General features: G+C 48.1%; 19 protein-coding genes, 1 tRNA gene and 3 pseudogenes. 19 read left to right on the top strand and 4 right to left on the bottom strand.

Features of this window, described 5'->3' with window-relative positions:
• The 7 genes and pseudogenes from B5D40_RS15595 to B5D40_RS05835 all read left to right on the top strand — a co-directional run.
• Positions 1–256 (top strand): annotated as a pseudogene (locus B5D40_RS15595) (hypothetical protein); the annotation flags it as partial.
• 314 nt (positions 257–570) lie between these two features.
• Entirely contained in the window at positions 571–960 is a 390-nt protein-coding gene (locus tag B5D40_RS05810) for a hypothetical protein (RefSeq protein ID WP_078776158.1), read from the top strand.
• Positions 957–1,949, top strand: a complete 993-nt coding sequence (locus B5D40_RS05815; RefSeq protein ID WP_233134260.1) for an OmpA family protein — start codon at positions 957–959, stop codon at positions 1,947–1,949. The genes B5D40_RS05810 and B5D40_RS05815 overlap by 4 nt, the downstream gene beginning before the upstream one ends.
• Positions 1,946–2,146, top strand: a complete 201-nt coding sequence (locus tag B5D40_RS05820) for a type II toxin-antitoxin system Phd/YefM family antitoxin (RefSeq protein WP_233134259.1) — start codon at positions 1,946–1,948, stop codon at positions 2,144–2,146. Before B5D40_RS05815 ends, B5D40_RS05820 begins: the two co-directional genes overlap by 4 nt.
• Positions 2,147–2,230: 84 nt before the next feature.
• Entirely contained in the window at positions 2,231–4,858 is a 2,628-nt protein-coding gene (locus B5D40_RS05825) for an Ig-like domain-containing protein (RefSeq protein WP_078776159.1), read from the top strand.
• 79 nt (positions 4,859–4,937) lie between these two features.
• Positions 4,938–5,180: a hypothetical protein gene (locus B5D40_RS05830; protein ID WP_078776160.1), complete on the top strand. Its 243-nt coding sequence runs from the start codon at positions 4,938–4,940 to the stop codon at positions 5,178–5,180.
• 167 nt (positions 5,181–5,347) lie between these two features.
• Positions 5,348–6,157, top strand: coding sequence for a hypothetical protein (locus tag B5D40_RS05835; RefSeq protein ID WP_143394410.1), 810 nt, complete (start codon positions 5,348–5,350; stop codon positions 6,155–6,157).
• A gap of 105 nt (positions 6,158–6,262) precedes the next feature.
• On the opposite strand, the gene B5D40_RS05840 is transcribed toward B5D40_RS05835, so the two are convergent.
• A complete protein-coding gene (locus B5D40_RS05840; protein WP_078776162.1) occupies positions 6,263–7,924 on the bottom strand; it encodes a diphosphate--fructose-6-phosphate 1-phosphotransferase in 1,662 nt (553 codons plus the stop codon).
• 223 nt (positions 7,925–8,147) lie between these two features.
• Here B5D40_RS05840 and B5D40_RS15250 point away from each other — a divergent pair, with 223 nt between their 5' ends.
• The 7 genes from B5D40_RS15250 (at position 8,148) to B5D40_RS05870 (ending at position 12,790) form a co-directional block, all read left to right on the top strand.
• Entirely contained in the window at positions 8,148–8,468 is a 321-nt protein-coding gene (locus B5D40_RS15250; protein WP_143394409.1) for a hypothetical protein, read from the top strand.
• A gap of 708 nt (positions 8,469–9,176) precedes the next feature.
• Complete coding sequence (locus tag B5D40_RS05850; protein ID WP_158222121.1) at positions 9,177–9,812, top strand: FISUMP domain-containing protein; 636 nt, start codon at positions 9,177–9,179, stop codon at positions 9,810–9,812.
• Positions 9,813–9,825: 13 nt separating this feature from the next.
• Positions 9,826–10,113, top strand: coding sequence for a hypothetical protein (locus B5D40_RS15600; protein ID WP_158222120.1), 288 nt, complete (start codon positions 9,826–9,828; stop codon positions 10,111–10,113).
• 10 nt (positions 10,114–10,123) lie between these two features.
• Entirely contained in the window at positions 10,124–10,816 is a 693-nt protein-coding gene (locus B5D40_RS05855) for an FISUMP domain-containing protein (RefSeq protein WP_158222119.1), read from the top strand.
• A gap of 2 nt (positions 10,817–10,818) precedes the next feature.
• Complete coding sequence (locus B5D40_RS05860) at positions 10,819–11,457, top strand: hypothetical protein (protein WP_078776166.1); 639 nt, start codon at positions 10,819–10,821, stop codon at positions 11,455–11,457.
• 471 nt (positions 11,458–11,928) lie between these two features.
• A complete protein-coding gene (locus tag B5D40_RS05865) occupies positions 11,929–12,639 on the top strand; it encodes a DUF1573 domain-containing protein (RefSeq protein ID WP_078776167.1) in 711 nt (236 codons plus the stop codon).
• Positions 12,640–12,716: 77 nt separating this feature from the next.
• Positions 12,717–12,790, top strand: a tRNA-Pro gene (locus B5D40_RS05870).
• Between the two features lie 217 nt (positions 12,791–13,007).
• Here B5D40_RS05870 and B5D40_RS05880 read toward each other — a convergent pair.
• Positions 13,008–13,409: a (deoxy)nucleoside triphosphate pyrophosphohydrolase gene (locus B5D40_RS05880; protein ID WP_078776169.1), complete on the bottom strand. Its 402-nt coding sequence runs from the start codon at positions 13,407–13,409 to the stop codon at positions 13,008–13,010.
• 412 nt (positions 13,410–13,821) lie between these two features.
• Positions 13,822–14,175, bottom strand: a pseudogene (locus B5D40_RS05885) (N-acetyl-gamma-glutamyl-phosphate reductase); the annotation flags it as partial.
• Positions 14,176–14,297: 122 nt separating this feature from the next.
• Here B5D40_RS05885 and B5D40_RS05890 point away from each other — a divergent pair.
• The 5 genes and pseudogenes from B5D40_RS05890 (at position 14,298) to B5D40_RS05910 (ending at position 20,838) form a co-directional block, all read left to right on the top strand.
• Complete coding sequence (locus B5D40_RS05890) at positions 14,298–15,821, top strand: SPOR domain-containing protein (protein ID WP_078776171.1); 1,524 nt, start codon at positions 14,298–14,300, stop codon at positions 15,819–15,821.
• A gap of 40 nt (positions 15,822–15,861) precedes the next feature.
• Positions 15,862–17,160: a hypothetical protein gene (locus B5D40_RS05895; protein ID WP_078776172.1), complete on the top strand. Its 1,299-nt coding sequence runs from the start codon at positions 15,862–15,864 to the stop codon at positions 17,158–17,160.
• A 9-nt stretch (positions 17,161–17,169) separates the two neighbouring features.
• Complete coding sequence (locus B5D40_RS05900; protein WP_143394408.1) at positions 17,170–19,374, top strand: ankyrin repeat domain-containing protein; 2,205 nt, start codon at positions 17,170–17,172, stop codon at positions 19,372–19,374.
• Positions 19,375–19,539: 165 nt separating this feature from the next.
• Positions 19,540–20,127 (top strand): annotated as a pseudogene (locus B5D40_RS05905) (fibrobacter succinogenes major paralogous domain-containing protein); the annotation flags it as partial.
• Positions 20,128–20,223: 96 nt separating this feature from the next.
• Positions 20,224–20,838 carry a fibrobacter succinogenes major paralogous domain-containing protein gene (locus B5D40_RS05910; RefSeq protein WP_233134258.1) on the top strand — a complete coding sequence of 205 codons (615 nt, stop codon included), beginning with the start codon at positions 20,224–20,226 and terminating at the stop codon, positions 20,836–20,838.
• Between the two features lie 132 nt (positions 20,839–20,970).
• On the opposite strand, the gene B5D40_RS05915 is transcribed toward B5D40_RS05910, so the two are convergent.
• Entirely contained in the window at positions 20,971–22,005 is a 1,035-nt protein-coding gene (locus tag B5D40_RS05915) for an acyltransferase family protein (RefSeq protein ID WP_078776175.1), read from the bottom strand.
• Between the last annotated feature and the right edge of the window lie 165 nt (positions 22,006–22,170).

Below are 22,170 nucleotides of genomic sequence, written 5' to 3' on the forward strand. Positions count from 1 at the left end.
CGAACTGTTGAAGGAGCAGGCGAAGGAAATGGTGACTCAGGACGAAATCGATGTGCGCATCGCCGACGGCGTTCTGCGGGGGCGCAAGGAAGGACTTGCTACGGGGTTAGCGACTGGTCGCGCAGAAGGCTCCCTGTCTGCAAAACGGGAAATCGCCACGGCGATGCTGCGGGAAAACTTGCTGACCGAAGCCGAGATTGCCAGGTATTCCGGGCTATCCCTTGCGGAAATCGAAAGTCTTAAGAGAAGGCTCTAGTTTCGGACTGCGGGCTTTGAAGAATTCCGGACGAAATTTTTGGGGCTTATGTACAAAATTCCTCTCGAGTTGCTTATAATCGTTTCGCTCCACCCAAGGAGCGTGGTGACGCATCTCTGAAGCAAGTTAGTGGCTAGTGATGAGAGGTTAGTTGGAAAATTTGGAGAAACGGCATCCTTGCCGTTTTTTGCTTTTTCTTCCAAGCTACAGGGACGCCGCATCTCCTGCACCTTGCTCTGAAGGAACTTGGAACGGAAACTTTTTCTGCGAGCTTTGGGGAATTTGTATTTTTCTATCCACAAAAGGAGTATGCTATGCGGAAAAAAATTTTATGGTGCGGGCTGGCGATGTGGTTCGTCGGCTGTGCGGGGAACAAGGATTTGCTCTCGGCTTCCATTTCGGAAGCGGAGGGAATGGGGCGCGCTGCCAAGACGGAAAAAATCCAGTCGGCGGCGGTGGTGCAGGGCGATAGCGAGTTGGCGATTGCCCGCCAGCTTGCGGAAGAAGGAAAAAGCGATGCCGCGTGGGATGCGGCGGAACGCAGCCGGTTGCATTATCGATTGGCGTTTGCCGAACAGGAAGCGAAGGAAACCGCTTTGGCGGATTCATCTGCGGCGCGGGAATTAAAGGGCGACGAGGAATTGCAAAAATGGTATCAGAGCGTGCTGGAAAATGAAACCCAGGGAAAGGAAGCCGCACAATGAAATGTTTATGGATGACTCTTCCTTTTTTGCTCTTGGGGCTGGCGTTTGCGGCGGAGCCCGATTCCGTGCCTTCGCGTTCTTACTTGAAAAAACTGGATTCTTTGGAACGGACTCTCCCGGCGGGTTCCGGGGAAATTCGCTTGACGATTGCCGAAGCCCGTGCTTTGGCGGAATCTGTAGAATCTTTAAGGGCGAAGAATCCGAAAAGTCCGCGTCTTGCGTCAAAGGATTCCGCTTGCCAGCTGTATTGGCGAATCATCGAAAACCAGATGGCTTCGCAGAAAAACCGTTTGGCGATAGAAGAAAAGCGGCAAAAGCAAACGCAGGTGCGTGGCGATATCCGGCGCATCCAGGAAAAAATCGCGGAGGTTCGGGGCGGGCGCGCTCTGGGGCTGGAAGAGGATTTGCAGCGGGAACGCGTGAGGCTCGCCAAGACGAATTCCGCTATGGATTCTGCGATGACGGCTGCCGCAGCCCGGGAAGCGCTTCGGGCCGAAGAAGCCAAAGCTCGTGAAGATTCGCTGAACCGTCTTCTTTTGGAGGAACGCGCCAAGGCGGAAGCCCGACAGAACGAGGCGAAGAACAAGCTGAACGAACTGCAATCCAAGCTCATCCAGGTCACGGAGGACGCGCGGGGGATTATCCTTTCGATGTCCGACATCCTGTTTGACGTGGATAAGGCGACCCTCAAATCCGATTTGAAGACGAGCCTCGCCCGGGTGGCGGGAATCCTCAGCGTTTATCAGGAACTGCACGTTTCCGTGGAAGGCCACACCGATAATACGGGTTCTGCGGAACACAATATGAAGCTTTCGGAGCAGCGGGCGAAGAACGTACTCGATTTTTTGGTGGCGCAGGGAATCGACAGTTCCCGTCTGGTTTCCAAAGGTTACGGGATGAGCGTCCCGGTCGCGGATAATTCCACCAAGGAAGGCCGCCAGAAAAATCGCCGGGTGGATCTGGTCATCAAGGACAAGGTTCTGGAATGACGGCGAAAATCGTATCGGCAATGGAAGCGCGCAAGGGATTTGGCGATTTGCTGAACCAGGTGGCACTGAAAGGCGAAGAGATCGTAATCGAACGGGCCGGAAAACCGCTCGCCAAGCTTTCGCCGGTGAATCCATCCTCTTTGCAAAAATTGGATTTTCGGGACATTTCCCGGTTGCCCGCCGACATTTGGGATTAAGCTGCGGACACATCTCGCCAATAAAACTTGCAAAAAACATCCGATTTGCTATCTTTTTCGGCAATGTTTTGAAAGGAGAAGTCAATGAAAAAAATAATCCTCAGTCTGGCTCTGGCTGTCGGCGCAGTTTTTGCGGCGACGGATGTCGTGTGGAACTCGGAGGGCGACGGCACGAAGGTCCCTGCCTATTGGTATGGCTATGCGGATCCGGCGGATGGGTCGCTATCCTCGTACAATTATTCGGCGGATGAAATTGTCAAGTCGGCGGAGCTTTCGGTTACGGCGGGTTCCAAATCCAATAGCGCGGGATTTGGTTTTGGCTGGCAGCAGAATGCGAGTTATCAGGACGTGGCGATTTCTTTGGCTTCCTACAAGGGCGTGTGCATGACCTATCGGGCGACTGCGCCGTTCCGAGTGGATTTTAAGCAGTCCACGATTACGGATTATAATTATTATGGAGCGGAACTTGTCGCGGCGAAGGGTTACAAAAAATCCTTTATCGCTTTTGCGGATTTGGCGCAAGGCTGGAAATCCAGCACTTCGGTAAGTTGGAATGCGGCAAAGCAGATGGGTGTGCAGTTCGCTTTTAAGGAATCTCATGCCAAAGCTTCCGATGTAAGCTCGAACACGATTGAAATTGCGGAGTTCATTTTGTCGGACTCCTGCATTACGAATCCGCCGGTTTTGACCGCCCAAGGTGAAGCTTTGAACGATTCCACGCTGAATCTCGACGAGACCGATACGCTGAAACTGGTGCTTGCAGAACTTTTTGAAGACGAAGACGGCGACGATCTGGCGGTTTCCGTAAAAATTTTGACCAGCGGCGTGCTGACTCTGCTCAATTCCCAACAGGAATTCAGCTTGGCGGATACGCTCCGCTTCTTGCCGAAAGCGAATAGCGACGACTCTACCATTCTCTACCTCTCGGCGACGGATGGCCAGTATTCCGTCTCGTTGTCGATGACCGTTCGTTTGCACGATGTCGATAACCCGCCGACAGCAGTGGATGACGTTTACAGCATGAAGGAAGACGAAGTTTTGACCGTTCCGCTGAAAGAAAGCATTTACTTGAACGACTTCAGCATTGACGGAGCGGATTTCGACTTGAATGCGCATATGGAGCCTGCGCACGGCATCCTTGTTTTGGAAGAAACCGGTGCATTCACTTATACTCCGGAAGCCGACTATTGCGGTGAAGATTCCTGGAAGTATTCGTTGAAAGACGCTCGTTCCTCGGTTGGTGTAAGTGCCGAAGCGACGGTGACGATTCAAATCGCTTGCATCAATGATCTTCCGGCGATAACCATTCTGGACTCGTCCATTGTGGATCTCTTCAGCAATGCGGAAATCGATGAAGATGCGGAAGAAAAAACGATTTCTTTTGCAAAATCCGCTCTGGAGATTAAAGATGTCGATGGCGACAAGTTGGATGTGGGTGCTTACGGGGATTCCACGGTAGATGCCGAACTGCTTTCGCTGTCTTCCCAGTATGCGGTTTTAATCACTCCGCGCTCCAATCAGAATGGCGAAGCGACGGTGACGATTTATGCGACCGATAAAAAGGATACCGCCAAAATCCTCTTTACTTTGACGGTCAATCCGGTCGCCGATCCGCCGGTGGCTGTAAACGACACCATCTACGGTTATTCCGATTCCTCGCTGGTCGTTTCGGCGAAGAAGGGTGTGCTGGTGAACGATTTCAATCCGGATGGAGAAACGGTTCTTTCGGCTTATCTGAAAACGGATGCGCGGAATGGAACGGTTGAATTGGCGACGGACGGTTCGTTAATCTACACGCCTACGGACGTTTGGATGGCGGATTCTTTCTCGTATTACGTCGTGAATGCCGAAGGAGACACTTCGGAAGTCGCGCAGGTCTATGTGAATTTGAATATGCCGAAAGTGCTGGTCGCCCTTGTCGATACGACCGCCCGTGAAGATTTCGCGTCGTCTTTGCGATTCTCCGCCGCTACAGTGAAGTCTTGGTTCAGCTCGGAAAAGAAGCTTTACTTCAGCGCCAAAAGCGATGACGGCAAACTGAATCCGACTTTTTCGGCTGCGGGAATTTTGAACATTTATTCGGTCAAGGATTCCTGTGGCGATGCTTATGTGACGGTTTTTGCTACCGACAGCATTTCGGGAATCGCCTCCATGAAAATTCACGTGGCCTTGGATTCGGTCAATGATAGGCCTCGCGCGGTTCGGGATACGATCGAAGTCCTGGAATTGTCGGGCTTTGTCGTGTCCATTGATTTGGACACCATTTTCTCGGACCCCGAAAACGACCCGCTTTCTTACGAGCTTTTCAAGGTGGGGAACAATGCGCTCTCGGCGGAACTCTCCGGATCGATTCTTACGGTAACGCCCTTAACGGATTCGACGGAACTTTCTCCGCGAGTCTATACCATTCAGGTAAAGGGCTGGGAAACCGATGGTGATTCGACAAAGATTACGGCTTACATCTATCTGGCCATCGGCGGAAAAACGGGAATCGCTCCGCAGATGGCGCCGCCGAAAATTTCTTGGCAGCGGGCGATTCTTTCCCATCGCGGAAAGGCGATGCTTTTCGATTTGAATGGGCATCTTCTGTGGCAGAGTCGGCTTCCTGTTTCGGAATCCGCTGTGCGTCAGGCGGCAACTCGCTCGGCGGGCAGAACGATTCTCCGGGTGAACAGCTCTCAATGGCTGCTTTCTTCGGAAAAGTTGAAATAAGAACCTTTACGGTTTAGTGGCGAGCGAAGGAAAAACCTGTCGTCTCGAATAAGCGGCACCCGTCCTCTTGGATAGAAGGATGGGTGCTTTTTTGTACGATTTTCAAATCGGCGTGCTGGGGGGGGGCGGACTTTTAGGACGAAACCATTTTCGCTTCTCCAAGCCTTTTGAAGTCTCTCCCAAGGAGCGAGGTAAGCAAGTTGGTGATCAGGGGTTGCAAGCCAAAATCCATTTCTCATGGGCAGGCGTGCATCTCGCGGCCTACGAGAAAATTCATCTTGCGAAAGCAAATGCTCCATTTGAAAAGAAGTTCTCTCTTTGAAAAGAAAGTTCCCGCATTGAAAAAAATCAAATAGCGGATATTTAATGGAGGATTTATAGATTTCCTTTTCCCAAAAATGGAATTTCCTCTTGCTTCTTGTCGGTTTTTATTTTATATTATATGCAAACATTTGCATATACGCATAAACAAATAAAAAGGGAGGCTTTATGGCGCGTATAGTTTTTGATGATTCCAGATCCATAGCGGATATGTTGCATTCAAAGGAAAATCGGCGGACTTCTTTTGCCGTCTTTAACAAGATGATAGAAGAGGGCGCGTTTTGGGTAAGTGAAACCATAACACAAAACAAGAAAGATTTTCAGGAAATTCAAAAGCTCCAAGCCCAGATAAATAAACGGAAAGCGGATTTGCTCTATGAAAATTTGGATTTGATTTGGAGAAATCGGGAAAAGATAAAAAATACGCCCCGGTATGCGACTATCGATGTCTCCTATGCGGTGGATGGAGGGGGCGCTTATATAGGTCCGCTCCATAAATCGAGTTTGCGTTGGGTCAGCAGTTCCCGTCTGGAAATTTTTTTGAATTTGAAAAGGCTTCTTGAAGTTTGGGAAAAGGAATTTTTCCAAGAGCCTTGTTCATGCGGCAGCCCTGCTTTAATCCGCTGGATTTCTGGCTCGCCTCTTTCCGGTGCTTGCTGCTGGAAGGCCGTTTGCCCGCAATGCCGCTCTGCAATTCACGGTAAAGGCGGAAATTTTTTGGCCCGCTATACATGTGTTGTTGGCATCTTGAGTAAAAATTTCGAAGAATTTGCGGAAAAATTTCAGGAGAAATGGAAAAACGCTGAAGAAGAAAATCAACGGGAGCTGAAACAAGCAAATCCGTCTCCGGCATTCCATTTCCCGGCGGATGATCCCTCTTGTGATCTTGAAACGATGATTCAGGAACTGCGGCAGATGGAAGCGGAAAAAAGAATCGGGGAAAGTCAAACTGCCGACAAAACGGAGAAAGAAAAATAACAGGCGGGGAATCCGTTTCCGTTTGCAGACTTGGCGATTTCGGATGTTGTCTATGCAGAAAAAATGGGACTCCCAAAGGAGTCCCATTTTCGTAACATCTGTAGATTACTTGATTTTTGCGCCGCGTTCCAGACGAATGGTGTAAGTCATCTGGTCGGCGACTTCGCTCGGACCCCAATACTGGATCGGACCCGGATAGCTGTAGCTTTCGGTCTTCGCCCAGACTTCGCGGTTCTTGGCGAGGAACTTGAACGGAGCGGCGTCGAGTTCGACGAGGGCCTTTTGAATCACCGGCTTGTCTTCGCCGTGACGACGTTCCATGTTCATCATCATGGTAATAGGAATGCCTCCGGCAACCCATTTGTCAGCTCCCTTGGTCAGGTCGCGAACAGAGCTCATGTAACCGTTCATCTTGTTGTTGGCGAGAACCGCAGCGGTGTAGCCGAGGCTGTAGCAGTAGTCCGCATCGAAATTCGACGGGGCGGCGCAACGACCTTCATAGCCAAAGAAGTGATTGAGGGCGCTGAACTTGCCCTTGAAGCTCTTGCGGCTCTTGAGTTCCTTCTTCACCATTTCAATGATGAGCTTTTCGGTTTCAATCAAGGAAACCTGGACGTTGCCGTGGCTGTCGCGTTCGAGCATCAACTGCGCTTGCACAAATGCCGGAAGGCTGTTCAGAACTTCGGCAGAGGACTTGGAAACCCACTGGCTGAGTTTTTCCACCTTGGCTGCGGTATCGAGGCCTTCGACTTCGGCTTCGTGATGGGCGAGGGCTTCGGAAAGTTCGGAAATCAGCACGCCGACATCCGGAATAAATTCAAGAAGGCCTTCCGGAATCAAAGCGACACCAAAATTCTTGCCGTCGGCGGCGCGGGCGGCGACAATGTCGGCGACGTATTTGATGACCTGTTTCAGCTTCATCTTTTTCGCCTTCACTTCTTCGGAAATGAGGGTGATGTTCGGATGGGTCTGCAGGGCGGCTTCCAAAGCGATATGGGAAGCGGAACGTCCCATAAGCTTGATGAAGTGCCAGTATTTTTGCGCAGAGTTGGCGTCGCGCATGATGTTGCCGATCAGTTCGGAGTAAGTCTTGACAGCCGTATCGAAGCCGAAAGAGGTTTCGATGTATTCGTTTTTCAAGTCGCCGTCGATGGTTTTCGGGCAACCGCAAACGACGCACTTGGCATTCTGCGACTGGAAATATTCACCGAGAACGGCCGCATTCGTGTTGGAGTCGTCGCCGCCGATGATGACAATCGCGTCGAGCTTTTGCTCGTTGGCGACCTTCAGGCATTTTTGCCACTGTTCTTCGGTTTCCAGCTTGGTTCTTCCCGACTGGATGATATCGAATCCGCCGGTATTGCGGTAGGCGTCCATCACCTTGCCGTCAATAATGATGAACTTGCCGTTTTCGAGTCCGGAAGGTCCGCCGAGGAAACCGAAAAGCTTGCTGCTCTTGTGGATGCTCTTGATGCCGTCGAAAAGGCCCGCGATAACATTGTGTCCACCGGGAGCCTGACCGCCAGAAAGGACAACGCCGACATTGATAGGCTTGGCGTTTCCCGCCGCCTTGCCCGCCTTGAAGGAAACATACGGAGCACCGTAGGTGTTCGGGAAAAGGGCCTTGATTTTTTTCTGGTCGCGGACGGACTCGGTTGCCTTGCCCTTGTTGAGCTTGACGTTGAGAGCTCCTTCGCGAAGGGCTACTGGAAGTTTCGGCTGGTAAGCCTTGCGGGCTTTGCCGAGAACGGACAGATTGTCGGACATGATGTACCTCTGGGTTGATAACAAATTTGCCCCAAATATAGTAAATGGGCTGGCGGTTGCAAAAAGGGAAGCCGCATGGATGTGCAGAGAATCAAATGATTTGCCGTAAAATGGGAAAAGCTTTGTTGAACAAAATTTCAACGTGGCGTCAAAAGCTAAATTCTTGAAGAGGCTACACAATGACCGAATCGAATGATGGAGAAACTTTGAAATAAAAGCAGAAGTGATAAAAATCCAACTCGATTATTTGCAGGGTCCCATTTGGATTTCTGATGTTCAAACAGGAAAACCAATGACAGGGATTGATGTCATTGATAATGATTCTATACTTGTCCCATGGAATCTTGAGTGCAGCGACCTTTTTTCTTCTTGCTATGAGTTTAACACTCATAATATGGCGTGCTGGTTTGATAAGGAATTGGAAAAAAAGAATAGTGCAAGGATGCTTTCTTTGATTGAACAAATTAAAAATCGACTTAATGAAATTAACGATGGCAGTTTTGTTGTAGAAAATTTGGAAACGGAACGGCTAAAAAATCTTTGATTTGCACTTCCGATGCGGGGAATAAATGGGATGCAGAAGCGACAGGGAAATGGAAAATGAATAATTCAAAATACGCTGCATGGATGAATGTCCTGAATCGAGCCTATGATGAAATGAAAGGGGCTTTTTAGAACCGATTGCTTTGACAAGCTCAGCACCTGGCCGGCGGAGCCAGCAAACGATCCGCCTAGAGATTTTCGGCGTTTTTACATTTACCCATGAGTCTTGGAAACTTGTTTTCCCTAGACGAATTGTCCCTATGGGCCCCAAAGTCCCGCTGGAAATTTTTCAGCGTTTTTACAACCGTCCGCGTCATACCGAATTTATTTCGGCATCTCATTTGCAGGGAAATAGTGAATAGTGGGTAGTGAATAGCGAAAAACTCGGAACTGCGTTTTCGGCTTTTTTTACCACTAAACACTAACCACTAGGTTTTAACTCCCGCACACAGGCTCTGATACAAGTTCAGGGTGGCGCACTTGCTGTTCAGGGGGGGGCATATTTGTGTGGATAGTGGGTAGTGCATCGTGCTGTCGTGAAATCGAAAGCGGGGCTGTGCGGGTGCGCCCTCGGACAAGATGCCTCCTGGAAAAGATGATTTTTATTGCACTATCGAATAGTTGTTTGCTTTGGACAGTAGTGATAATTTTTATCTTTTCCCGTAATTAAGAGTTGTTACGAAAACCATCTTTTTTTTTAGTCTTCTTTTTGCTTTTATTGTTGGCTTGCTCTGACAAAGGCACGGAACCTGAAGTCTTTGATGCTGCAAAAGTCTGCCCCGAAAGTGGTCGCGGAACGTTTGTGGATGAACGCGATGGTCAGGTGTATAAATACACCACCATTGGCAATCAAGTGTGGATGGCGCAGAATATGAACTTTTACATCGATGGAGTTGAAGTTGTTGAACCATCTACAGGTAAGACGGAAAAAGCATCAAGCAGTTGTGATTCTGAAGAGGACAATTGTGCAGAAAATGGGTGGAGCTACAACTGGTATGCAGCCAATTATGCCTGCCCTACAGGTTGGCATTTGCCAAGTCAGGAAGAGTGGGAAACTCTGATAAAAAAGATGGGCGGCGATTGTGCACGTTTGCGTTCTACCACAGGAGGATGGAAGGAATTAAACCGTGGTGAAGGTGTAAGCGCAACAGATGATTGCGGGTTTGATTTGAAGCCTTCCAGTGGAAGGTATGATGGAGGATTTTCTGCGAATATGTGGGCACAAAACGTAGATCAAGAAAATGTTATTTATGTACAAATTAAATCTTATGCGCAAGAAATAGAATTCAGTAGATATCGTAGAGATTTAAGATTTGCGTCCATTCGCTGCTTAAAAAATAAATAGAGGATTGGTTTCTTTGAAGTGTTTCGTACGTAGACTTGTTTTTCTTCTTTTATCACTCGTCGTTTTCCCTTGTGCAGCTCCGGTTATGGAGCCAGGTCTTACGACGCTGTATTTGCTTCTCGATGCATCCAATAACTCATCTAGCCAAGGGTGTTGGAATGAGGAATTGCGAAACTATATCGAAACAAAAATTGTCGGTCAAAAAGGGTATGTGTATTGCGCCACCTACGATATGTCTGCTTCTAGTCCTGCAGATTTTGCAAAGGAACTTTCCGCAGGTCAGGGGAAAATCTTCAAATAAGGAGTCGTTTATGAAAAGAATCTTTTTAACCCTTGCCCTTGCTTTTTTTGCAGGTTGCGCCACGGATGCCGGAGACGATTTTGATGCGGACAAGGTATGCCCAGCCGAAGGGACGAACGTCTATGGCATGCCCAACCGCGGAACCTTTGTGGATGAACGGGATGGCCAAGAATATAAATACACCACCATTGGCAATCAAGTGTGGATGGCGGAAAATTTGAATTACAAAACGGAGTATAGCGTTTGCTATGATAATGATGAGGCTAATTGCGAAATCTATGGAATGTTGTATTCGTTAGGAGCGAAGGATTTCCCCCTTGATTATGATAAAGTGGACTCGGTATGCCCAACAGGATGGCATTTGCCGAAATTTGAAGAATTTGATAAAATGATTAATCTTGCTGGTGGATGGGATAATGAAAAAGAAATTATCTCACTATTGAGGTCTGACTCTTTATGGATGATGGGATTGCGGAGTTCAGATGAATGTGGATTTTCTGTTAGACCTGGTGGGCAATTTTATGGTAAAGCTGAGGAGGAATCTTATAGCAAACATCGATTTGCTGAAATAAATCTATATTCATTTTTTTGGACGCAAACATTAACGAATCCTTTGGTTGTAAAATCTGTATCGTTTTCTTATGATAGAGTCGCAATACAACCACACTCCTTTGGTATGTCCATCCGCTGCATAAAGGATTAAAGATGAGACGAATAGCCCCCCTTCTTCTTTTTGCCGTTGTGATTTCCAATGCATTGACATTGGAACAGGTCAAGGCGGATTTGAAAAAGAGCCCCCTTGCGAGCGATTCCGTTGAAATGAATATTAAAACGACTATTTCAACGACCTTGACGCAACCGCAGAGCATAACAATTTACATGGTTTGTAAGGGTCCCTCAAAAATATATTCAGAAATCAAGATGCCTTTAATGAGCCAGCGTAGTGTTGTCAACGGAAATCGCATGAAGGTTGTCGATTTAAATACAGGAAAAAGCCAGGTTCTTCCATACAATGGTGAAGTTTTGGATGCGATGCAGTATACCAATTTCAACCCACTGGATTCTGGATCTTGGCAGACCCCAAAAAGATTCGAAGGAAATATCTATACCATTAAGGGAACTTCAGGAACTTTGTACTACGATGCAAAGAAGAAACGTATTGAAAAGGTTTTTGCAGAGAATGATGGCAAACCGGTAGAAACCCTCTTTACCTACAATGCAGATAATTCTCTCAAATCGATGAAGGTTGTGGTCAGTGCCGATGGTGTAGAGGCTGTTGTACTGACTGAAGTTTTGAGGTTGCGCAACTCTACAAATTTCCCTGATAAACTGTTTGAATTTTAAGTTGCCGTAAAAATTTTCTTGGCGAAGTGTCCCGAGACGAAAAGGGTTTACAGTACCTATGCGCACTTTGACTAATGATACGGCTCTTATACTACGCCAAAAAGCGGGAAACTTATGAAAATGGCAATGATTTCTGGAAATCCTCATAAAAAAATTTAGCCTTTGCCATGGCCGACGAATGCAAAAGGTGTTTGGAATCTGGGCACGAAACGTTCCGCTTTGATACGGCTTTCAAGAAGGCGCATACGTGTAGGCTTGTAAATGCAGCCACAATACGGAAGATGGCTGCTTGTTCAAAGACGATATGCGGGGCTTGAATCCGAAGTGTCAGAGGCAAATTTAATTGCCTTTGTAACATCTATTTGCAGTGCTCATGGAAAAGGAAGCGAACTGGATTTTTGAAAGCCGCTCAGTTGCGGGCGCGCTTTTTTCGGACGATTTTTCTACATTCGCTAAAAAACGAGGAAAGCGATGAAAAAGATATTTGCGATTTTGTGTGCCATGGCGGCATTCGTTCTGGCGGACGATGTGCTCCGATTTGTCCCGGACCCTTACGAATTGGGCGAAATTCCGCAAGGGGAATCCCGCCATATAAAGTTCAGCGGTGCCAATGTTTCCGGAAAGACGGTGAATATCGAAACCGTGCTTTGCCAGGGGATCGGCTGCAAAAATTTTAGGTTTCCCAAGTCGGTAAAGCCCCGCGAGCCGGTGAATATCGAGCTGGATTTCTCGACAAAAAATCTGGAAGGCCGATTTGCCAATACCGTCGTCGTCGTGGATGCCGAGGGAAATCCGCATCCGACTGCCTTTCAGGGAACCGCTGTGGCACCTTTCCTGTTCAGCGAGAAAATGTTTGATGCCGGGTATTATTCCGCTGGCGAAAAGCGGGAATGGACTTTTTATGTGTGGTGCACGGATTTGAAAACCCTGCCGGATCTGTCGCTTTCCTCGGAGGCTTCGGAGTTTTCGGTTAAAATCCAGAAAGTCTCTTTGGACGTGTCGAATTTTGATTCCATTCAGGAAAACGGCAAGATTCCCGGGCTGAAAATCACCCTGTCCACTCGCGGGCTTGTCCGGGATCCGAAATCGAAGCAGAAAAGCCTGTCAAAAATCGTGTCGTTTTCCAGCCGGAAGTTTCCTGCGGCAACGCCGGAAGTGCTGATTATCGGCTATTGGAAGTAGATAATTGCGCCCGATTTATAGTTTCCCCTTGCAAAAAAAGCGAAGCGAATGTAAATTTGTCTCGCTTGCAAATGTTGCGGGCTGTAGCTCAGTCTGGTAGAGCGCTTGAATGGGGTTCAAGAGGTCGTTGGTTCGAATCCAATCAGCCCGATAAATTTTCAAATATCGCGACGGGGAATTTTTGCTTGCATCTTTGGTGCAAACGGGATTGCTGGTCAAAAAAATAATTCGGGCGTGCCCCGGCAAAATCAAAAGCGGAAAATGTTGCCGGGTCGGCGAGCTACGGGCTACCTTCCAGTCGGTGCTTCGCACTGGCGCAAGCGCCTCCCTCCGCATGCCTCACGCAAAAAGTTTGAAATGAATGCAAATTAACGATTTGAAGTGGAAAATTGTTTTTCGAGAATGTCGATGACGGAAAGATCTGCCGGAAGCCATTCGACGGAACGGAAGTCTTGAACGCCCAACCACTTTGCGGAGTCATGTTCTAGCAAAGTCGGTTTTCCGCCGATGATTTTACAGAAAAAGCAGTGCATCAACAAATGGAAATTCGGATAATCGTGGTTTACGGAACAAAGGTAATCGCCGACCGAAACGTCAATGGCCAATTCTTCCTTTAGTTCTCGGGCCAGCGCTTGTTCACGGGATTCGCCGGGTTCGATTTTCCCTCCAGGGAATTCCCATGTCCCTTTGAATTCCCCGTAACCACGTTGCGTAGCGAATATCTTGTGGTTGTCTTCGATAATGCCTGCGACGACTTCGATGGATTTCATGAAAACCTTTTGATGAGGTATAGGTATAAGCTCCAAAAATGATAGAAATTTTTGGGAAATATATATGATCTTCCACCAAATGCTCTCAATTAAAAATTTTTTCAAAGTGTGGATTTCTTTTTCACAAGGGAAACTCAGTTGTCAGTTATTAGTTTTCAGTTGTCAGTTTCAACCCTCAACTCCCAACTCCCAACTCCCAACTTCCAACTTCCAACTAATCACTGATCACTAGTCGCTAACCCCTAATCCCTAACCATGGTTCGACAACCGGTTGCTGAGCCTGTCGAAGCACACCAACCAAGCAAATCGGGTGGAGTTTTGTATATAAGTCCCAAAAATCGAGTTTTGACGAAAAATAAAAACTACCGAGATTTTCTCGGCAGCTTTTGAACGTTTCGCTTGTTGTGCGATTTTAAACGAGTCCGGAGCTTTCGTCGATTCCAAGAGCGATGTTCATATTTTGAATGGCTGCTCCGGATGCGCCTTTGCCTAGGTTGTCCAGGATGACGGAAACCTGAATGGACTTTCCTTTGCCGAACACATAGACGTGGGCTTCATTTGTCCAGTTGCATTCCGTCGGGTCAAGCGAACCGGCATCGAGAACGGGCTCTTCTTCGTAGGGAAGGACTTTGACAAATCGGGATCCGTCATAATGCTCGGCGAGAACGTCTTGAATATCCGTTGCTGTGGCACTCTTTGTCAGCGCATTTTGGAAAATCGCCGTGGAAACCGCCATGCCTTTGTAATACGGCCCGACAATCGGATTGAAAAGGGGCGCAGAGCTTGTCGCCTACGGGTGGTTTGATGATAAAAATGTGCAAATTAGAACGAAAATAAAAATTTTCAAAATGTCTTGACAATCTGTTTTTTTTTTTATGTTTTAGTGTTGTGAAAATATCAAAAAATGTTTTTGAACTTCCTGAAATAGCCCTTTTTACCTGTGACGGCGAAAACGCGTTTGGGGGAATGCGGCAAAACGATTTACAGAATAAAATTTTCCGGGTTTTTGCAAAGGGAATATTCGTCATCCTTTATGCAGGCCTTATTCTTGGCGTATTGGCGGGATGCGTTGAAGTCGAAAAGGTCTCGGAAAAAAAGCCCTATGCCATCTCGGTCAAAAAGGAACGCTCTTATTATCAGGCGCAAAAGATAGTCGAACATCTGGCCGATTTGGGAATCCCTTCCTATGTGGTCGAAAAAGGCGAGGACAAGGACCGGTATTTCCATGTCGTGACAAAATCCTTTCGAACCGAGGGCGAAGCCGAAAATTTCCGGGAGCATCTCGCTTCCATGGAAATGGAAAAGGGCGAGATATTTTCTTTCGACGACTTGTCCGAGGAGGAAAAGAAAAATCTGGCCAATCGGAAAATCTATATGCAAGAGGAACGCCAACGCATCCCGGCGGAAACCCCGGACGTTCCCCGGTCTATCCTATCCACCATTCGGAAAGTTCCCGGTTCAAACGCATTCTACATCGGCAGAATGAATTTGGTCAATTTGGATTTGACGGATAAGGGAAAGATTTATTCTCTCGGCCTTTCAACGGATTTGCCCCGCGGCGTGAAGCTTTCCTATTTTGCCGAACACGGGAACGCCTTTGCCGAAATCCGGCTGGTCGATAATCTATACGGCGACCAGGTGACATTTGAAATTGTGAATCTGAAACCCGGCGAGAATGCCGAGGCACTGGCTTCCGAAATCGCGGACGATATTTTGGCGACTGGCGAGTATGAGGTCGAAGAGAAAATTCCGTATTTTGTTACTTCATACGATAGGCTTGGCGGCTACCGCGTAACGATTGAAGTTCCCGCAACCAAAAAATCCGCGGCGAAACAGCGGAGCTATACCATCGTGGGAGACCGTTCGAACGAATATCTTTTCATTGTGCAGGATGCCGGGCGGGACGATCCGGAGAGAATCGCTCGGCTGCTCTCTCAAATCGGCAAGTCGAACGGACTGGAAGATTACGACGAGTTCTGGAATTCCTTCTACCTGATTCCGAAAAATCTGGACGGGGACGTTTTCATTGCCTATGCGAGCGAAAAAATGGGGCCCTCTTATGCGCGAAGTAAAGGCAACACCCATTGGGCGAAGCGGATAGTTGGGCACTGGACCTACAGTATGTATTTTTACGCCCCGAAGAGAGGCGTTTGGAATTATACGGCTTTTGACCTTTTGACCGGACCGTATTGCGGAAAGACGTGGGAAATCTATTCGAAGCAGGTCTGGGATGCCGGCCTGAATTTTTGCGGGATCCGGGGACATGCCATCAAGAATTTCTTGGGCGAGGTGACGGAACTGAATTACCGGTTCGACCGCTATGTTTTGACTATCAATCCGCGTTCGGAAAATTTTTCGCAGAGTTCTTTGATTTCCAGGGCGGAAAGGTTCCAATACGCCTGCGGAAAATAACGAAATGATTTTTACAAATTCATCAACCAGAGGAAAAAAAATGAAAAACATACTCGCATTTCTCAAAAAAATCCCATCAACACTTAGAAAGTGGCTTGCCAAGCCGTTGCCGATGCTCGAAAAGGTCGAAGAAGGCTATCACTTTCCTTTTTCGCACCTGTTTTTCTCCATCGTTTCATGGGTAGGTATCCTTGCAATTTGTGCGGGATTCTTTATTTTCCTATACTCCATTCTCCCCGTATTTGAACGTTCCGTGGATAAGCCGGAAATGCTTTCGCAGAGGGAGATTACCGCGGAAGAGGTCTTGTCTTGCGCAAAACCTGTGCAATCCAAACCGAAAAAGCGTACAACGTCTGCGGCCATAGAAACGGAATCTTGCCCAAGGCCTCAAATTTCGCTCGCCAATTTGGCATCGGCCCTTCCCAACGTTACTTTTTCCAAAAAAGGACGCAAGAATATTTGCGACAAAAGCGAAGGCTATTATGAATATGGGGACTGGGGCGATTTTATTTATCCCAGCCGGTGCTATGAATATGGCGATATCGATTCCAAATTTTCCGAAAATGTGCGGGCGAAAATGCAGCAATGGTTCCCGTGCGACAGCGCTGTCCAACAGGAAATCGTCAATAAGCAGGCTTCGCACTTGATGTTCTATGCGGAAAAATCCCGCCTGCAAATTTACGAGACGTCCATCAATTGGCTTGGACGTGCGGAGGACATGAACGCCGTAACGGAAACCTTTGAAATTTTTGCGGCGGTTGATTCCGTCATCGGCAATGCGGGTAATGAAGATGCCTCTCAAAATGTGGAAAGCTTGTTTGCCGTCTTCGAAAATTTCATGGAAAAAAATCCGAAAAGTGGAAAGCCGGTCCTTTTCAAAGCTTTGGAATTGGTAAAAATCGCGGATGGCTCCAAACGGCTGGATGTATTCAAAACAGCGCGGGCCTATTATAAGGAAATCGATATCGATATGGATGTGAGCGGGGAATGGGCGAAAGCTACAGATCGTTTCCTCGTGCTGAATGAATTGCATGTAGGCTCCAATATCGTCAACAATCTAAAATGTTTCTATGACGCCTATATCAAGGAAGCTTCGGATCGCGTTGCGGAAAATAAAAGGCGTGAACGCTCCTATGAATCGGAAGTATCGAAAGCAAAGTTTGAAGCGGCGGCGGCACGTTTGAAGCATCGAGCTGCAATGCCTGTTTCGGGAATTGTCGCGATGACCGGATTGGCTCTTTTCATTGTAATCGGGATTCTTTTGCTGCTGTTCTCCTTGCAGCGCAGCGTCAAGCACCTTGAAAAAATCGTTGCAGAAAAAGATAAAACAAAGGAATAAACGTTGAAAATGAAAAGACTCTTTACATTTGTAATTTTTTGGGCAGCTGCATTTGCTTTGGGGCAGAATCCGTGCTCGGTAAGCAGCTCCTATTTTGCGGAAAGGAACACTTGCTTGGCTCAGTTTCGCGATGTGACAGCTCCAAGCAATTTGCCGAAGGAGGGGCTTTTCAATGCCGACTCCTGGAAACAATGCTTCGATGATTGGAAAAAGAAATTTTCCGCTTCCAAAAGCAAAGCGAATGAATGCCGTAAGAAGGAATTTTCGGATTTTGAAAAAGTGTCCGAAATATGCATTCTCAAGCGTTGGAACGAGCAGGCTTGCGGACAGGCCCTCGCTTCGGCTGTAGGCGACAGCGATCCGGATGCATTGCAAAATTCCATCGGCACGACGCTTCTTCTCCGGGCTGCCGAAAATCTGAACCGGCAAGCGTTCGACTTCTTCCTTTCGAAGGGAGCGAATATCCATGCCACAGATGTGAACGGAAAAAACGTGCTGATGTATGCTTTGTCGGAAAGTTATCCGGGAGACACGACCGATGCCTCTTTGCGGGAATATTACGGAGAAAAACGCCGAACGCAACTCGCTTTGGTCAATTCGATTCTAAAGGCGGGAGTTTCGCCAAACGAAATGGCACTGAATGGCATGAACGCTTTGGATTATGCCTTGTTTGTGCCGGGAATCGATCAAGTTGTCGATGCGCTCCTCGCTGCCGACGCTCGTCCCGGAGTCATTCTCTCCAAGACTTTCAAACAGGGCGAGAAAAAGGTCACAAAGTTGAGCAGCCCCTTTTTGCGCACGCTGGATTCCCTTTCGCCTTATGCGCCAAAAATCTGGAAGGCGACCAAGGACTGGAAAGCGCAGCTGAAGCAAGGGTCTTATGACGAGGCAACTTTCTGGCAATCGGCGGTGCAATATTACGAACGGGGCTTGCTCTCCGAAGAAATGGTGGTAGCGGCTCTCGGCAAGGGAATTTCGCCCAATGAAGTCGATTCCGCGGGAACCTCCTTTTACCTCTATTTCATGGATGGGAAGCTCGCTTCATCAAAAATTACCGGCGCATTCCAGAAGGCCAAAGTAAAAATGGATGAGTTGCAATGGAAGGGGAAACCCTTTAGCCTGTTGGTATACGCCATTTTGACGGACAATGCCAAATTGCTGAAGTTAGCCCTGTCCACAAAACCCGACCTAAAAAAAGATGTAGGCCTTTCGATAACGGTAACATTTTCTAATGGAGAGAGTTCTGAACTACCGCTGACCCCTTTGGAGTTCGCCGTTGATAATCGAAAAGCGGAAATGGTCAAGATGCTTATCAAGGCGAAAGCACCTGTGAAGGAAAGCTTTGCTTTGGGAATCGCCGTGTTGAACGACGACGTAGAAATGGCGAAAATCTTGATTGCGGCGAAGGCGAATGTCAACGACAATTTCCCCAATGGAGGAGCGCTTATCGAAAGCGCCAAGTCGGACGCCATGACGGCTTTGCTAAAAAAGAACGGGGCGGTCGTTCCGTTCCATGGTTCCTTTATTGATTATTGCAGAAATTCGGAATTGAGCGTCAAAGACGTTTTGGCGGCATTTGACGGGGGCGCCGATGTGAACGAAGTGGGTAGCGATGGATTTACCCCTTTGCATGTGGTTGCCGCCCTGTCTAAGGACCCGAAGATTGTGGATGTGTTGGTCAAACGGGGCGCTATGGTCAATGCGATGACCCGCAACGGCTGGACTCCCTTCCTTTATGCGGCAAAACAGAATGCGAATCCGGCTATTTTGACCACGTTGGTCAGGCATGGCGCCGATGTAACCTTGATCCCCAAAAACGAAAACAACTGGGATGCGCTTTTTTATGCGGTTGCAAACAACCCGAATCCGGCGGTAACGGCAACGCTTTTGTCGATGGGGCTTGACGAGAACTACAGCGATCGGGACAAAAATACGCTGATTCTGGTCGCCATCAAGAATAACCCGAACGAAAAAGTCCTTGTCCAGCTGTTCAAACGGGGTTACAAGGTGAATCCCGAAAATTCCTGGTGGGACAATCCTTTGGAGGTGGCGATAAAAAATCAAGCCGATATCAAGATAATTAAACTATTGCTGCAGGCGCATGCGAAAGTTACCGATAATGCGATGCGCGCGGCCCAGGGACTCGCCGTCGGCAAGTACCGCAACCAATTGCTGGATTTGCTCATCAAGGCGAAAAAAGCGCAAAAGCGCTAGGAGAACCAGATGCATATTAAACGATACCTCTTCACAGCCTTCGCCCTTTTCACCCTCGTCGGGCTCGCTTCTGCGGAGCAGGTCTGTACGGAGAGCGAGTACAAGGGCCGCACCATCAAGAAGTGCCGGGACACGGGCGCTCCCGGAGGCGGTTCCTCCACGGATTCCTTTACGGACCCCCGCGACGGTCAGACCTACAAGACCGTCCAAATAGGGAACCAGACCTGGATGGCGGAGAACTTGAACTACGAAACGGACGACAGTTACTGCTACGACGACGAGCCCGCCAACTGCCATAAATACGGTCGGCTCTATACTTGGGCCGCGGCCATGCAAGCTTGTCCGGACGGCTGGCACCTGCCTAGCGATAATGAATTGAAAACGCTTTTCGAGACCGTGGGCGGAGAGTATCGCGAGGAAGAGACAATCGGCTTTTTAAACACGAACGTGACGCTCCGCTATTACACCGATGCCGGCAAGAAACTCAAGTCCACTAGAGGCTGGGACGATAGCGAAGGGAAAAGCGGCAACGGCACGGACGAATATGGCTTTTCCGTGTTGCCAGCGGGTGCCCGCGGTTCAATGGGCGACTATGGGGTTGCCGGTGAGACCGCACTCTTCTGGGGTCTTTCGGTACTCTACGACCACATTGCGTACCGCTGGGGCTTCAGCAACGAGCACGAGGACGTGTACCTAGATGGCGGTCCCAAAATCGCTGGGTATTCCGTGCGTTGCCTCAGGGACTCGGACTAGCGGGGTAGGGACCCCGCTCCTAGCTGCGGCCTAGCCGTAGGCAAGGCCGCCACCCCCCGGCTCATCGTGGCAGTCGCAAAGAACGCAAACTCCCAAATGATGCAGAAATTTCAAACCAAGGAAGAAATCAAAAATGAAAAACCGCATACTACTATTCATCGCTCTCGCCGCCGCTTTCGCCTTCGCCGGAAGTGGCTCAAAAGGCACGTTCACCGACCCCGCGACGGTCAGACCTACAAGACCGTCCAAATAGGGAACCAGACCTGGATGGCGGAGAACTTGAACTACGAAACGGCGAATAGCTATTGCTACGAAGATAAACCAGCCAACTGCCATAAATACGGTCGGCTCTATACTTGGGCCGCGGCCATGCAAGCTTGTCCGGACGGCTGGCACCTGCCCAGCGATGCGGAATGGGAAACGCTGATCACGGCTGTCGGCGGAGAGGATGTCGCCGGATTGAAGCTCAAGTCCACCAGTGGCTGGTACAATGATGGCAACGGCACGGACGAATACGGCTTTTCCGTGTTGCCAGCGGGCTACCGCAATGGCGATGGCGATTACCTCAACGCCGGCAAGGACGCGACCTTCTGGAGTTCTACGGAGTACCGCAGCTACATTGCGTACTCCTGGAACTTCTGCTCCGACGACGAGACCGTGTCCTCGGGTTTTCTGTTCGTTGCCTCCGGGACTCCCGTTTGTGAGGTCTAAAGCAGCCTTTGGCAGCTCCTCGCCCGCAAGGCGAGGACTTCAAAAATCTCGCATGGTTTCGCAAAAGTCTTTTTGAACGCTCCGATTTTTTGTCTAGCGCCTTTTCCTATTCGGGCGTTTACTGTTGGAGAATCACCGAAGCAAGGACTTGCCGTTTCCGACTCTTTTGTAATCGATTAGGCAAATGGCGCACCCCAAAATTGCCGCAAAAGAGAAATACATCAGGGGCGTATTTCTGAATCCCCAAAACGCGGTTGTAAATTCCATCATCAGAAACAAGGGGCGATGTAAAAAATACATGCCGACGGATAAATTTCTGAGCAGCTTAGTCGTCGTTTCTTTCAATGAAATTCGTTTTTCTAAAATGAAAAAGAAAAAAGAGGGGATGAAGAATAATTGCAAAATGTATAATGCGGAGTCGTCGATAGATGTTTGATGCCTTATCGCCCTGATTTCCAAGAGATATAGGAAATAGAGCAGAAATGTAAAAGACGCTATCAGAAAAGGTGAAAATTTTTGGCGAATGCGCGTCCTGTAATAAAACGAAAACGCCCCTAGAGCCATAAAAGGAAAACCGACGAAGATACCGTTTCTTGCCGACAGGCAAAAATCCATGTAAGCATCCACAATTTTTTGTAATTCTGTGCCTTCTAATAGGAAATAGTAATTGTTACAAAGTAATGCCCATGTGTACAAGATGAATCCTGCAAAAACGGATAACACTATTTTTTTCTTGGCCAAGAATGGAGATAAAATCAAAGCTCCTACGATACAGGCTTGGATAAACCACAGCGCGCCATAGGGATAAAAAACAATGTGTTCAAGAGAGTCTTTCAGGAAGAATGCTAAAGTGAATTTGTTTTTAATGATCAGTTTTAGGTTGATTAGCAAAATGTTGATGCTTTCGAAGAAAAATAAGGGAATTGCGAGCCGTTTTATGTACTGAAAAGTGACTTGGCGATTAGAGAGCTCCTTGTCTAGAAATTTTTTGCAAAAGAAAAAAACGGAAGTAAAGAAAAAGAATGGGACCGCCAATCTGAAAATGGATCGCTCTACAAAGAATCCAAGAGCTTCCGGTAAATAAGAAGAAATTTTTGCATGTAGCGCTATGATGCAAAGGGCAAAAGAGAAATTTGAATATGTCAATGCGTTTGTATTGCATTTCATCCGCAATTTAGTATTTCTAGACGATGAAACTAGCCCTTTGCGAAATTTGATAAGCTAAAGACTTGATTTTCCCTTCCTTCCTTCCTTCCTTCCTTTCTTTCGCTCCCTATTTGTTTTTCTGATTTGCGTATCGGAAAATTCGTCATCATCGCCGGGTTATATGTA

This window comes from Fibrobacter intestinalis (assembly GCF_900167415.1).
Taxonomy (GTDB): domain Bacteria; phylum Fibrobacterota; class Fibrobacteria; order Fibrobacterales; family Fibrobacteraceae; genus Hallerella; species Hallerella intestinalis.